Source organism: Microbacterium sulfonylureivorans, assembly GCF_003999995.1.
In the GTDB taxonomy this organism is placed as follows: Bacteria; Actinomycetota; Actinomycetes; order Actinomycetales; family Microbacteriaceae; genus Microbacterium; species Microbacterium sulfonylureivorans.
The window spans coordinates 1951792-1965584 of sequence record NZ_RJAD01000001.1; the positions used below are offsets into that span (position 1 = coordinate 1951792).

General features: G+C 68.9%; 5 protein-coding genes. 3 read left to right on the plus strand and 2 right to left on the minus strand.

Translation table 11 applies throughout. The features are described from left to right. Window positions 1-6: 6 nt before the first annotated feature. Window positions 7-2646 (minus strand): DUF4062 domain-containing protein, encoded by a 2640-nt coding sequence (locus EER34_RS08600; protein WP_127474063.1) that lies wholly within the window; start codon window positions 2644-2646, stop codon window positions 7-9. Next, complete coding sequence (locus EER34_RS08605) at window positions 2640-5264, minus strand: ATP-binding protein (RefSeq protein WP_127474064.1); 2625 nt, start codon at window positions 5262-5264, stop codon at window positions 2640-2642. The genes EER34_RS08600 and EER34_RS08605 overlap by 7 nt, the downstream gene beginning before the upstream one ends. A 314-nt stretch (window positions 5265-5578) precedes the next feature. Between EER34_RS08605 and rpoB the strand changes: the two genes are divergently transcribed. From rpoB to EER34_RS08620, 3 genes are all read left to right on the plus strand, one after another. Further along, window positions 5579-9073 (plus strand): DNA-directed RNA polymerase subunit beta, encoded by a 3495-nt coding sequence (gene rpoB / locus EER34_RS08610; RefSeq protein ID WP_127474065.1) that lies wholly within the window; start codon window positions 5579-5581, stop codon window positions 9071-9073. Between the two features lie 40 nt (window positions 9074-9113). Further along, entirely contained in the window at window positions 9114-13004 is a 3891-nt protein-coding gene (gene rpoC / locus EER34_RS08615; protein WP_127474066.1) for a DNA-directed RNA polymerase subunit beta', read from the plus strand. Between the two features lie 171 nt (window positions 13005-13175). Then, entirely contained in the window at window positions 13176-13793 is a 618-nt protein-coding gene (locus EER34_RS08620) for a hypothetical protein (RefSeq protein ID WP_127474067.1), read from the plus strand.

The window sequence follows — 13793 nt, forward strand, 5'->3', positions numbered from 1 at the left end:
CGGCGCTCACCAGTGGCGCAGCGCCTCCTCCACGGTCGCGTGCTCGTCCGCGGGCAGCGCGAGCCGCACCGCCTCCGGAACGCTCAGCTCGGCCCCCGCCGCCTCGCCGGCGGTGACGCTCTGCGGATCACGCCCGCGCAGGATGTCGAGGTAGGGGGTGTGCACGGTGAACGCCTCGACGTCGAAGATGCCGATGCGCCGCCGGATCACCCCCGCGGCCACCGCGAGGGCGGAGGCCCGCCATGCCTCGCCGTGCGCGGCGGCCACGGCGCACACGCCCTCGAGCCCGTACGCGACGCCCTCCTCGTAGTGGAGCTCGACCGACAGGAGCAGGGTCTGGATGAACTCCTCCTCCGCCGCTTCGAGGTGTCCGAGCTGGAAGTTCAAGCGCGCCCGCAGATTGCCGGCGACGGACGTGGTGAACAGGTCGCCGCCGGCGAAGGCGACTTCGGTCGCGCGGTCGAAGTGCGCGAGCGCGTCGTCGCTCGCGCCGCGCACCCACGCGAGCCGTCCGAGCGAGACCTCCGTGATCGCCTCGGCCCAGCCGTTGCCCAGCTCGCGGAGCTTCGCCACGGCCTTGCGCAGCTCCTTCTCGGCCTTGACCGCGTTCGGGTCGGGCAGCTGCACGCGCGCCGTCGCGCGCGCCGCGAGCGCCATGGCCGCGGCATCCTCGTCCCCGCTCTCGGTGAACAGCCGCACGCACTCGCCGAGCCCTGCGACCACCTGCTCGCTCGGCCGCTGCCACATCTCCCCCCACAGCGCGAGGAACCAGGCGACCGCCCGGGTGTGCTGGGTGATCGGGTGCTCGTGCTGCTTCTCGAGCAGCTCGAGCATCCACAGCCGCACCTCGGCGAAGAAGCCCGAGATCCACCAGTAGATGAGGAGGCTCCACGCGAAGTCGCCCGCGTCGTCGAGGCGGTTCGTGTAGATGAGGTGCCGCACCGCCGCACGGAGGTTGGGCAGCTCCAGCCCCAGCTGCACGACGGCCTGGGCCTGGTCGCGACCGCCCAGATCGGGGGCGGTGCGCCGCACGAAGGCGACGTAGTAGTCGGCGTGCGCCGCCCGCACGCGATCGGCCTCGCCCCGGGCCTTGAGTCGCCCGAGCGAGTACTCGCGCACGATCGCGAGGAGCGAGAAGACCGACCGCCCGCCCATCTCGGACTGCTTCACCAGCGACCCGTCGACCAGCGCGGCCAGGGCGTCGATCTCCTGACCCTCCCATGACCGGTCGACGCCCAGCGCCTCGACGGCCTCGAGTGTGAATCGGGTCGCGAACACCCCGAGGTCTTCGAGCAGCTCGCGCTGCACGTCGGGAAGGAGGCTCACGCTCCAGTCGATCGTCGCCCGCATCGTGCGATGCCGCTCGGGCAGATCGCGCACCGCCGCCGTCAGCAGCGGGAGGCTCTTCTCGAGCCGATCGGCGATCCCCCTCGGAGTGAGGATGCGGATCTTGGCGGCGGCGAGCTCGATGGCGAGGGGGAGGCCTTCGAGCCGACGGCAGATCGCGGCGAGGTCGGCGGCGTTCTCCTCGTTCACGTCGAAGCCCGGCTTGACCGCCTGCGCCCGGTCGACGAACAGCGCGACCGCGGCCGAGCGCGTCGTCCGGTCGATGCTGGCCGGGCCGTCGCCCGCCGGCGTCGTGAGCGTCGGCACCTCGAACACGCGCTCGCCCCGGATGCGCAGGACGATGCGGCTCGTCACCAGGAAGGTCGCCGTCGGCGCGACCGTGTACAGCCGGACGAGCACCGGGGCGGCGTCGACGATCTGCTCGAAGTTGTCGAGCACCACCAGCACCTTGCGGCCTGCGAGCGCGTGCGAGATGCGCTCCTCGAGGGCGGCTTCGCCGTTGTCGCGGATGCCGAGCGTGTAGGCGATCGTCGGCAGGAGCAGGCCCGGCTCGAGCACACCCTCGAGCAGGACGAAGTACGTGCCGTCGGGGAAGAGGTCCTCGGTGGCGAGTGCGGTCTCGATCGCGAGGCGGCTCTTGCCGATGCCGCCGGGCCCGATCAGGCTCACCACGCGGTCGGTGCCGCGGGCGAGCAGATCGCGGACGGCCGCGATGTCGTCCTCCCGCCCGATCGTCGTCGTGTACGGGACGGGGACGCGGGCGATGAGGGATGCCGCGGCCTCCTCCGCGTCGGGCTCCTCGACGAGCTTCGACTCGTCGAAGCGCTCGGCGAGGAGCATCGCGAGGTCGCTCGCGACCTGGTCTTCGAGGTCTTCGGGGGAGTGGAAGTGGAGGTAGGCGGCGGTGTCGTCGGCCTGGATCCGGGCGATGAGGTCCTGGAGGCGCTCGTCGCGCTGCTCCGAAGCCTTGATGTAGATGAGCTTGGGCATCGCCTTGGGGGCGAGGTTGTATTCGTCCTCGAGGCCGGAGATCTCCTCGTCCGGGGCGACCCAGCCGTAGCTGGCGCCGTAGATGCCGATGAAGACGTCGCTCTGGGCGAGGTAGGAGCGGTAGAGCTCGCGCGGGGGATGGGGGCGGGCGCCGAGCTCGAACATGACGGGAGCGAGCCGCATCCGCTCGATCGCGTCGCGCACCACCCGGCGCTCGTCGGCGAGCTCGCGCAGCGTCGAGCTCACGAAGACCCGGATCCGCTGGTCGGGAGTGCGGATCACGGCGTGCGGCGACGTCTCGCTCACCATCGCGCGAGCGCCTCTCGGGCCGGTGCGTCGACGTCGGGCAGGGCCAGCAGGATCGCCTCGCCGGCGCTCAGCTCGGCGCCGGCGCGCTCGCCCTCGGCCACGCCGTCGGGATCCTGTGCGCGCAGCGCGGCCAGGGGGGCGATGTGCACGGCGAAGCCCTCGACGTCGAACATCCCCGTCGTCTGCCGGAGGGTCTCGGTGACGACGGAGAACATGCCCGCGCGCCACGCGTCCCCGCGGATGGCGGCGATCGCGCACATGCCCTCGAGGGCGTACGCGGCGCCCTCGGCGAAGTGGAGGCGGGTCGAGAGCTCCAGGGTCAGGAAGTACTCCCGCTCCGCCTCCTCGATCTCGCCGAGCATGACGAACACCCGCGCGCGGTTGTTGCCGGCGACGGCCCTCGTGAAGACGTCCTGCTCCTCAGCGGCGACCTCGGCCGAGCGGTCGAAGTGTGCGCGCGCCTCGGCGACGTCTCCGCGGACGATCCCCAGGAAGCCGAGACCCACCTCGGCCATGGACTCGCCCCAGCCGTCGCCCAGCCGATGGAGCGTCGCCACTGCCCGCGTCAGCTCGTCCTCGACGGTCTGCGGGTCGAGCCCGGGGAACTTCAGCCGCGTGGTCGCGCGCGCGGCGAGGGCCATGGCGGCCGCGTCCTCGTCGCCGTCGGCGGCGAACAGGCGCACGCATTCGCCCAGGCCGTCGACGACCTGGTCGCTCGGGCGCTGCCACATCTCGCCCCACAGGGAGAAGAACGTCGCGATGGCGCGCGCGCGATCGGTGATCGGCTGCGGTGTCTCGAGGAGTTCGAGCATCCACAGCCGCACCTCGGCGAACAGGCTCGAGATCCACCAGTAGACGAGGAGGCTCCACGCGAAGTCGGCGGCGTCGTCGAAGCGGGCCGTGTGGATGAGGTGGCGGGCCGCCGCGCGCAGATTGGGCACCTCGAGCCCCAGCTCGGCGACCGCGGCGACCTGATCGGGGCCCCGCAGCCTCGGAGACACCGCGCCCACGAGGGATCGGTAGTACTCCGCGTGGGCGATCCTCAGCGCATCGGCATCCCCGCGCTCCTCGAGCCGGGCGAGCGCGTACTCGCGCACGATCGCGAGGAGCGAGAACGCGGAGCGCCCCGCCGTGTCGACCTGTTTCACCAGTGAGGCGTCGATGAGGGCGGCCAGCGTCTCGAACGCGCTGTCGCCCCACGGCCGCCCGGCACCCACGGACTCCACCGCCTCGAGGGAGAACCGTGCCGCGAAGACACCCAGGTCTTCGAGCATCGCCCGCTGCTCATCCGTGAGGAGGCTCACGCTCCAGTCGATCGCGGCGCGCATCGTGCGATGCCGCTCGGGAAGGTCGCGGGCCGACGACGACAGCAGCGGGAGGCTCCGCTCGAGCCGCTGGGAGATGTCATGGGCGGTCAGCAGCCGCGCCTTCGCCGCGGCGAGTTCGATCGCGAGCGGAAGGCCCTCCAGCGCACGGCAGATCGCGATCACATCGGGCGCATTGGCCGTGGTGAGCTCGAACTCGGGCTTGGCGGCTCGCGCGCGCTCTGCGAAGAGCACGCACGCCGGCGAGGACTGCGCCCTCTCGAGCGTCGCCGGGGACGCGTCATCCGGCGTCGCCAGAGCCTCGACCTCGAAGACCTGCTCGCCTCGGATGCGCAGGATGCTGCGACTGGTGACGAGGAACACGGCGCGCGGCGCGAGCGTGTAGAGGCGTACCAGCACCGGCGCCTCGTCGATGATCTGCTCGAAGTTGTCGAGCACGATCAGCACGCGGCGCTCGCCCAGCGAGCGGGCGATGCGCTCCTCGGGGGAGCCCTCGCCGGTGTCGCGCACGCCGAGGACGTAGGCGATCGTGGGCAGCAGGAGCCCCGGCTCGAGGACCCCTTCGAGCGGCACGAAGTACGTGCCGTCGGGGAACAGGCCGGCGCTCGCGTGGGCGGTCTCGATCGCGAGCCGGCTCTTGCCGACCCCGCCCGGCCCGATGAGGCTGACGACGCGATGTTCGCCGCCCGAGAGCAGGGCGCGCAGCTCGGCGAGCTCGCCCTCGCGGCCGATGGTGGCGGTGTACGGCACCGGCACGCGTGCGGCGAGGGATGCCTCGGCCCCCGCGGCGGCGACGGCCGGGTCGCTGCGCGACTGGTCGAACCGCTCGGCGAGCAGGGTGGCGAGGTCGGCGGCGACGAGGTCGCCGAGATCCTCCGGAGAGTCGAACCGGAGATACGCGGCGGTGTCGTCCGCCTGGATCCGGGCGATCAGCTCGGTGAGCCGCGCATCCCGAGTCTCCGACGACTTGATGTAGATGAGCTTCGGCATGCCCGGCGGAGCGAGGTTGTACTCGTCCTCCAGCCCGGAGACCGCCTCGTCGGGAGCGACCCACCCGTAGCTCTCCCCGTAGATGCCCACGAAGACGTCGCTCTGCTCGAGGTACGAACGGTAGAGCTCGCGCGGCGGATGCGGGCGAGCGCCCAGCTCGAACATGACCGGCGCGAGGCGCAGTCGCTCGACGGCCGCGCGCACCACCCGACGCTCGTCGGCGAGCTCGCGCAGGGTCGAGCTCACGAACACCCGGATCCGCTGGTCGGGAGTGCGGATCACGGGGTGTTGCACCCCAGTCATGTGCACATCATGGACCTGGTGGGACCGGTCTCGCCAGCATTGTGCGCACGAATTCGCGGGTCTGCGGGCGATCGGCCGCAGTTATACCGCAGCATTCGAAACTCGTCAAGGATCCGGCTGGACACGGCGAGTCATTCCACGTATAGTAGGTCCTTGCGCTCTTGGATTCCCCCTGCCCTCATATGGTGGTTGGCTGTGCCTGCGCGCCCTCGCTTCATGCGAGGCGTGACGCGCGGGCTATCGGGGACGACTGAGCACTCCACACCTGACGACAAGGAAACGAGCCCCTACACGGGCCCACGGAGGTAATCCCCTTGGCTGCTGCGCGCAACGCATCCACCACCACCCCCAAGAACGGCCGCGGAGCATCCCGCCTCTCGTTCGCCAAGATCTCCGACACGCTGACGGTCCCCGACCTGCTGGCGCTTCAGACCGAGTCCTTCGACTGGCTCGTCGGCAATGAGGCCTGGAAGGCCCGTGTCGCCGAGGCGAAGAAGGACGGTCGCTCGGACGTCCCCGAGATCAGCGGTCTCGAGGAGATCTTCGAGGAGATCAGCCCGATCGAGGACCTGAGCGAGACCATGCAGCTCTCGTTCACGAACCCCTACCTCGAGCCCGAGAAGTACTCCATCGAGGAGTGCAAGGAGCGCGGCAAGACGTACGCCGCCCCGCTCTACGTCGAGGCCGAGTTCATGAACCACCAGACCGGTGAGATCAAGACCCAGACGGTCTTCATGGGCGACTTCCCGCTCCAGACCGGCAAGGGCACGTTCATCATCAACGGCACCGAGCGCGTCGTCGTGTCGCAGCTCGTCCGGTCGCCCGGCGTCTACTTCGACAAGACCGCCGACAAGACGTCCGACAAGGACATCGTCTCGGCGCGCGTCATCCCCAGCCGCGGTGCGTGGCTCGAGTTCGAGATCGACAAGCGCGACCAGGTCGGCGTCCGCATCGACCGCAAGCGCAAGCAGTCGGTCACCGTCTTCCTCAAGGCCCTCGGCCTGACCAGCGAGGACATCCTCGCCGAGTTCGCCGGCTTCGAGTCGATCGAGGAGACCCTCTCGAAGGACACGATCCTCTCCAAGGAGGACGCGCTCCGCGACATCTACCGCAAGCTCCGTCCGGGCGAGCAGGTCGCCGCCGAGGCCGCCCGCGCGCTGCTGGACAACTTCTACTTCAACCCGAAGCGCTACGACCTCGCCAAGGTGGGTCGCTACAAGATCAACCAGAAGCTCGGCCTCGACAAGCCGCTGTCCGACTCGGTGCTCACGGTCGACGACATCGTCGCCACCATCAAGTACCTCGTGCGCATCCACCGCGGCGACGCGACCTTCGACGGCGTCCGCGCGGGCAAGCCCGCCGAGATCCGTCTCGACGTCGACGACATCGACAACTTCGGCAACCGCCGCATCCGTGCGGTCGGCGAGCTCATCCAGAACCAGGTCCGCACCGGTCTGTCCCGCATGGAGCGCGTCGTCCGCGAGCGCATGACCACGCAGGACATCGAGGCGATCACGCCGCAGACCCTGATCAACGTCCGCCCCGTGGTGGCCGCGATCAAGGAGTTCTTCGGCACGTCGCAGCTGTCGCAGTTCATGGACCAGAACAACCCGCTCGCGGGTCTGACCCACAAGCGCCGCCTGTCGGCGCTCGGCCCCGGCGGTCTCTCGCGTGAGCGTGCAGGCGTCGAGGTCCGCGACGTCCACCCCTCGCACTACGGCCGCATGTGCCCGATCGAGACCCCGGAAGGCCCGAACATCGGCCTGATCGGCTCGCTCGCGTCGTTCGCGCGCATCAACGCGTTCGGCTTCATCGAGACGCCGTACCGCAAGGTCGTCGGCGGCAAGGTCACCGAGCAGATCGACTACCTGACCGCCAGCGAGGAGAGCGACTACATCGTCGCCCAGGCCGGCGCCGAGCTGAAGGCCGACGGCCACTTCGCACAGGACCGCATCCTGGCCCGCCGCGGCCAGGGCGGCGAGGTCGACCTCTTCCACGCCGATGAGATCGGCTACATGGATGTCTCGCCCCGCCAGATGGTGTCGGTCGCGACGTCGCTCATCCCCTTCCTCGAGCACGACGACGCGAACCGCGCCCTCATGGGTGCGAACATGCAGCGCCAGGCCGTGCCGCTGCTCCGCTCGGAGTCGCCCGTGGTCGGCACCGGCATGGAGGGCTTCGCGGCCATCGACGCCGGTGACGTGGTCACCGCCGACAAGGCCGGCGTGGTCCTCGAGGTCTCGGCCGACGTCGTGACCGTGCAGCTCGACGAGGGCGGCACGCAGGACTACTTCCTGCGCAAGTTCGACCGCTCCAACCAGGGCACGAGCTACAACCAGCGCGTCGTGGTCTCGGCGGGCGACCGCATCGAGGTCGGCGAGGTCATCGCGGACGGACCGGCGACGGAGAACGGCGAGCTCGCGCTCGGCAAGAACCTCCTCGTCGCGTTCATGACGTGGGAGGGTCACAACTTCGAGGACGCGATCATCCTCAGCCAGGACCTCGTGAAGGACGACACCCTCTCCTCGATCCACATCGAGGAGTACGAGGTCGACGCCCGCGACACGAAGCTCGGCAAGGAGGAGATCACCCGTGATCTCCCCAACGTGAGCCCCGACCTCCTCAAGGACCTCGACGAGCGCGGCATCATCCGCATCGGCGCCGAGGTCCGTCCGGGCGACATCCTCGTCGGCAAGGTCACGCCGAAGGGCGAGACCGAGCTGTCGGCCGAGGAGCGTCTGCTGCGCGCGATCTTCAACGAGAAGAGCCGCGAGGTCCGCGACACGTCGCTGAAGGTCCCCCACGGCGAGCAGGGCACGATCATCGCCGTCAAGGAGTTCAACGCCGAGGACGGCGACGACGAGCTCGGCTCGGGCGTCAACCGCCGCGTCGTGGTCTACATCGCCCAGAAGCGCAAGATCACCGAGGGTGACAAGCTCGCCGGTCGTCACGGCAACAAGGGCGTCATCGCGAAGATCCTCCCCGTCGAGGACATGCCGTTCCTCGCGGACGGCACGCCGGTCCAGGTCATCCTGAACCCGCTCGGCATCCCCGGTCGAATGAACTTCGGCCAGGTCCTCGAGCTGCACCTCGGATGGATCGCCCAGCAGGGCTGGAAGGTCGAAGGCACCCCGGAGTGGGCGGCGCGTCTGCCCCAGGAGGCTCTCGAGGCTCCGGCCGGCACCAAGGTCGCGACCCCCGTGTTCGACGGTGCGTTCGAGGAGGAGATCGCAGGTCTCCTCGACTCGACGAACGTCACGCGCGACGGCGAGCGCCTCATCGGCTCCAGCGGGAAGACGCTTCTGTTCGACGGCCGCTCCGGCGACCCGTTCCCGGCTCCCGTCTCGGTCGGCTACATGTACATCCTGAAGCTGCACCACCTCGTGGACGACAAGATCCACGCGCGGTCGACGGGCCCGTACTCGATGATCACCCAGCAGCCGCTCGGTGGTAAGGCCCAGTTCGGCGGTCAGCGCTTCGGTGAGATGGAGGTGTGGGCCCTCGAGGCCTACGGCGCCGCGTACGCCCTCCAGGAGCTCCTCACGATCAAGTCCGACGACATCCTCGGCCGCGTCAAGGTCTACGAGGCGATCGTCAAGGGCGAGAACATCCAGGAGCCCGGCATCCCCGAGTCGTTCAAGGTGCTCATGAAGGAGATGCAGTCGCTCTGCCTGAACGTCGAGGTCCTCTCGGCGGACGGCACGGCTGTCAACCTCCGCGACACCGACGACGACGCCTTCCGCGCCGCGGAAGAGCTCGGCATCAACATCTCCAGCCGCTTCGAGTCCTCGTCCATCGACGAGATCTGACCCGGCCAGGCAACGAACGAATTCCGACACAGGAGAACCAGTGCTCGAATCAACCACTTTCGATCAGCTTCGCATCGGCCTGGCCACTGCCGACGACATCCGTCGTTGGTCCTTCGGCGAGGTCAAGAAGCCCGAGACCATCAACTACCGCACGCTGAAGCCGGAGAAGGACGGTCTCTTCGGAGAGCAGATCTTCGGACCTTCGCGTGACTGGGAGTGCGCGTGCGGCAAGTACAAGCGCGTCCGCTTCAAGGGCATCGTCTGCGAGCGCTGCGGCGTGGAGGTCACCAAGTCCTCCGTGCGTCGTGAGCGCATGGGCCACATCGAGCTCGCCGCACCCGTCACCCACATCTGGTACTTCAAGGGCGTGCCTTCGCGCCTCGGATACCTGCTGGACATGGCGCCGAAGGACCTCGAGAAGGTCATCTACTTCGCCGCCTACATGGTGATCTCCGTCGACGAGGAGGCGCGTCACCGCGACCTCGCGACGCAGGAGAACAACATCCGTCTCGAGCTGAAGACGCTGGCCGACCGCCGCGACTCGCGCATCGCGACCCGCCTCCAGAAGCTGGAGGAGGAGCTCGCCGCTCTCGAGGAGGAAGGCGCCAAGGCCGACCAGAAGAAGAAGGTCAAGGACGCCGCCGAGAAGGAGATGGCGTCGATCCGCAAGACCTCGGACGACCAGATCGCCCGTCTCGAGCGCGTGTGGGAGGACTTCCGCACGCTCGAGGTCGGCGCGCTCAAGGGCGAGGACGAGATCTTCCACGAGCTCCAGGACCGCTTCGGTCAGTACTTCGAGGCCCACATGGGCGCGGAGTCGATCAAGCGCCGTCTTGAGGCGTTCGACCTGGCCGGCGAGGCCGAGAGCCTGCACCTGCAGATCTCGGAGGGCAAGGGCCAGCGCAAGATCCGTGCGATCAAGCGCCTGAAGGTCGTCAACTCGTTCCTGCAGACCGGCATGAGCCCGGCCTCGATGGTGCTCGACGTCGTTCCGGTGATCCCGCCGGAGCTGCGCCCGATGGTGCAGCTGGACGGTGGCCGCTTCGCGACCTCCGACCTCAACGACCTGTACCGTCGCGTGATCAACCGCAACAACCGTCTTCGTCGTCTGATCGACCTCGGTGCTCCCGAGATCATCGTCAACAACGAGAAGCGGATGCTGCAGGAGGCCGTCGACGCGCTGTTCGACAACGGCCGCCGCGGTCGCCCCGTCACCGGCACCGGCAACCGCGCCCTGAAGTCCCTGAGCGACATGCTCAAGGGAAAGCAGGGTCGCTTCCGCCAGAACCTGCTCGGCAAGCGCGTGGACTACTCGGGTCGTTCGGTCATCATCGTCGGACCCCAGCTCAAGCTCCACCAGTGCGGTCTGCCCAAGCAGATGGCCCTGGAGCTGTTCAAGCCGTTCGTGATCAAGCGCCTGATCGACCTCGGTCACTCGCAGAACATCAAGGCCGCCAAGCGCGCCGTCGAGCGCACGCGTCCCGAGGTCTGGGACGTGCTCGAGGAGATCATCCGCGAGCGTCCCGTGCTGCTCAACCGTGCGCCCACGCTGCACCGCCTCGGCATCCAGGCCTTCGAGCCTCAGCTCGTGGAGGGCAAGGCGATCCAGCTGCACCCGCTCGTCTGCGCCGCGTTCAACGCGGACTTCGACGGTGACCAGATGGCCGTCCACCTGCCGCTGTCGGTCGAGGCCCAGGCCGAGGCCCGCATCCTCATGCTGGCGTCGAACAACATCCTGAAGCCGTCGGACGGCCGTCCGGTGACCCTGCCCTCGCAGGACATGATCATCGGCCTGCACCACCTGACGACCGTCAAGGCGGGCGCAGCCGGCGAAGGCCGCGTGTTCGGCTCGGTCGGCGAGGCGATCCTGGCCAAGGACGAGGGCACCCTCGACCTGCAGGCCAAGGTCCGCATCCGCATCCCCGGCATGACGTTCCTCGAGTCCGAGGGCGAGACCGCCGAGAGCATCGCCGCGTACGAGCGCAACGGCCTCGTCGAGACCTCGCTCGGTCAGGCGATCTTCAACGACACGCTCCCCAAGGGCTACCCGTTCGTCCGCGAGCAGGCAGACAAGGGCAAGCTGTCGCAGATCGTCAACAAGCTCGCCGAGGAGTACCCGAAGGTGGAGGTCGCTGCGTCGCTCGACCGCATCAAGGACGCCGGCTTCTACTGGGCCACCCGTTCGGGTGTCACGGTGGCGCTGAGCGACATCCTCACCCCGCCGAACAAGGCCGAGATCGTGGGCGGCTTCGAGAAGCAGGCCGCGAAGGTCCAGGCGCAGTTCGAGAAGGGTCTCACGACCGACTCCGAGCGTCGCCAGGAGCTCATCAAGATCTGGACCGAGGCGACCGACGCCGTCCAGAAGGCGATGCGCGACAACTTCCCGGAGGACAACACCATCAACCGCATGGTGTCGTCGGGTGCTCGTGGTAACTGGCTGCAGATCCGCAACATCGCGGGTATGCGAGGCCTGGTGAACAACCCCAAGGGTGAGATCATCCCCCGTCCGATCATCTCCTCGTACCGCGAGGGTCTGTCGGTGGCGGAGTACTTCATCGCGACGCACGGTGCCCGCAAGGGTCTGGCCGACACGGCCCTCCGTACGGCCGACTCGGGTTACCTCACGCGTCGTCTCGTGGACGTCTCGCAGGATGTCATCATCCGCGAGGAGGACTGCGGCACGACGAAGGGCCTCGAGCTGCCCATCGCCGCTCTGGGTGCCGACAACGTGCTGGTGCGCGACGCGAACGTCGAGAACTCGGTGTTCGCCCGCACGCTCGCAGCCGATGTCGTCGATGCCAAGGGCGCGGTCCTCGCCGCGGCCGGCGACGACGTGGGCGACGTGCTCATCGACAAGCTCGTCGCGGGCGGTGTCGAGTCGATCAAGGTCCGCTCGGTCCTCACCTGCGAGTCGGCGGTCGGCGTCTGCGCGAAGTGCTACGGCCGTTCGCTGGCCACCGGCAAGATCGTCGACATCGGCGAGGCGGTCGGCATCATCGCCGCCCAGTCGATCGGTGAGCCCGGTACCCAGCTGACGATGCGTACCTTCCACACCGGTGGTTCGGCATCGGCCGACGACATCACGCAGGGTCTGCCCCGCGTGCAGGAGCTGTTCGAGGCGCGTACCCCCAAGGGTGCCTCCCCGATCGCCGAGTCCGACGGCCGCATCACGATCGATGAGACCGACAAGGCCAAGAAGGTCATCCTCACGCCCGACAACGGCGACGAGCCGCACGTCTACCCGGTGCTCAAGCGCGCGACGCTGCTGGTCGAGGACGGCCAGCACGTCACGGTCGGACAGCCGATCCTGGTGGGCACGCTCGACCCCAAGGAGGTCATGCGTGTCATGGGTGCCCGCGAGGTGCAGAAGTACCTCGTGAACGGCGTCCAGGGCGTGTACCGCTCGCAGGGTGTGCCGATCCACGACAAGCACATCGAGGTCATCGTGCGCCAGATGCTGCGGAAGGTCACCGTGGTCGACCACGGTGAGACGACGCTGCTCCCCGGCGAGCTGGTGGACTTCAAGCGCTACCAGAACATGAACCGCGAGGCCGTCGGCGAGGGCAAGCGCCCCGCGTCGGGCCGTCCCGAGCTGATGGGTATCACGAAGGCGTCGCTCGCGACCGAGTCGTGGCTGTCGGCCGCGTCGTTCCAGGAGACGACGCGCGTCCTCACCCAGGCGGCGATGGAGGGCAAGAGCGACCCGCTCATGGGCCTCAAGGAGAACGTCATCATCGGAAAGCTCATCCCCGCCGGAACCGGACTTGCGAAGTACCGCAACGTCTCGGTCGAGGCGACGGAGGAGGCCAAGAGCGAGCGGTACCCCAACCGCATCTTCGCCTCGGACGGCGCCTACTCGGACGCCGATCTGAGCTACGTCGATTTCGACAGCTTCTCCACCGACGGCGACTTCAGCGGCAACTACAACTGAGCTGATCCCGCCGACGTCTCCGTGACGTAGCGTTCACACGAAGGGCCCCGGTTCGCCGGGGCCCTTCGTCGTGCGCGGACGGATGCTCCGCACGGCCCTGCACCTTCGCTGCGCGCCGCGCGGAGGCATCCCTCCGCCCGGCTTACCGTGGAGCAGGAGGTGGTGGGGGCCATGGCACGCGTGGGTGGACGCAACTCGTGGATCGCCGTACCCACGGGCGTGGCCTGCGCGGCGATCGTCGCGGGCCTGGTGTGGCTGTCGATGCCGATGGTGCCGGTGACGGTGGCGTGGGCGGGCGACATGCTCCGCAACGCGACGACGCCGAAGCCGGAGCCTTCTCCGGGAGACACTCCTGCGCGACGTGCGGCGGCCGGGGCGGCACTGGACTGCCGGGCGATCTACACCGACGCCCTGTGGAACGAGATGACGTGGACGGGGCGGACGATCCTCGACCAGTCGTACGATCCGCCGGCGACCGCCGTGACCTCGCTCATCGAGGTGCTCGTCCCGGACGTGCGGCTGACGTGCGGGTGGACGGCCGGGGACCGCGGGAACGTGGTGTCGACGCTCGCGGTCGTCGCCTCCGATGCGTCGGACATCGCCGAGGCGGCGCTGCGAGGACAGGGGTTCTCCTGCGCGCCGGGCGATGCGGGGCTGCGCTGCACGCGCGCCGAGGGCGACGCGCTCGAGACGCATCTGTTCCGCGACGGGCTGTGGCTCTGCAGCGTCGAGTCGACCTGGCATCCCGACGACTACGCCGCCCGCCTGGAGCGAGGGGTCTTCGGCTGA

Coding starts and splice junctions, on each gene's coding strand:
- EER34_RS08600 (WP_127474063.1), bottom strand. CDS start 2,646: ATGGTGAGCGAGACGTCGCCGCACGCCGTGATCCGCACTCCCGACCAG.
- EER34_RS08605 (WP_127474064.1), bottom strand. CDS start 5,264: ATGACTGGGGTGCAACACCCCGTGATCCGCACTCCCGACCAGCGGATC.
- EER34_RS08620 (WP_127474067.1), top strand. CDS start 13,176: ATGGCACGCGTGGGTGGACGCAACTCGTGGATCGCCGTACCCACGGGC.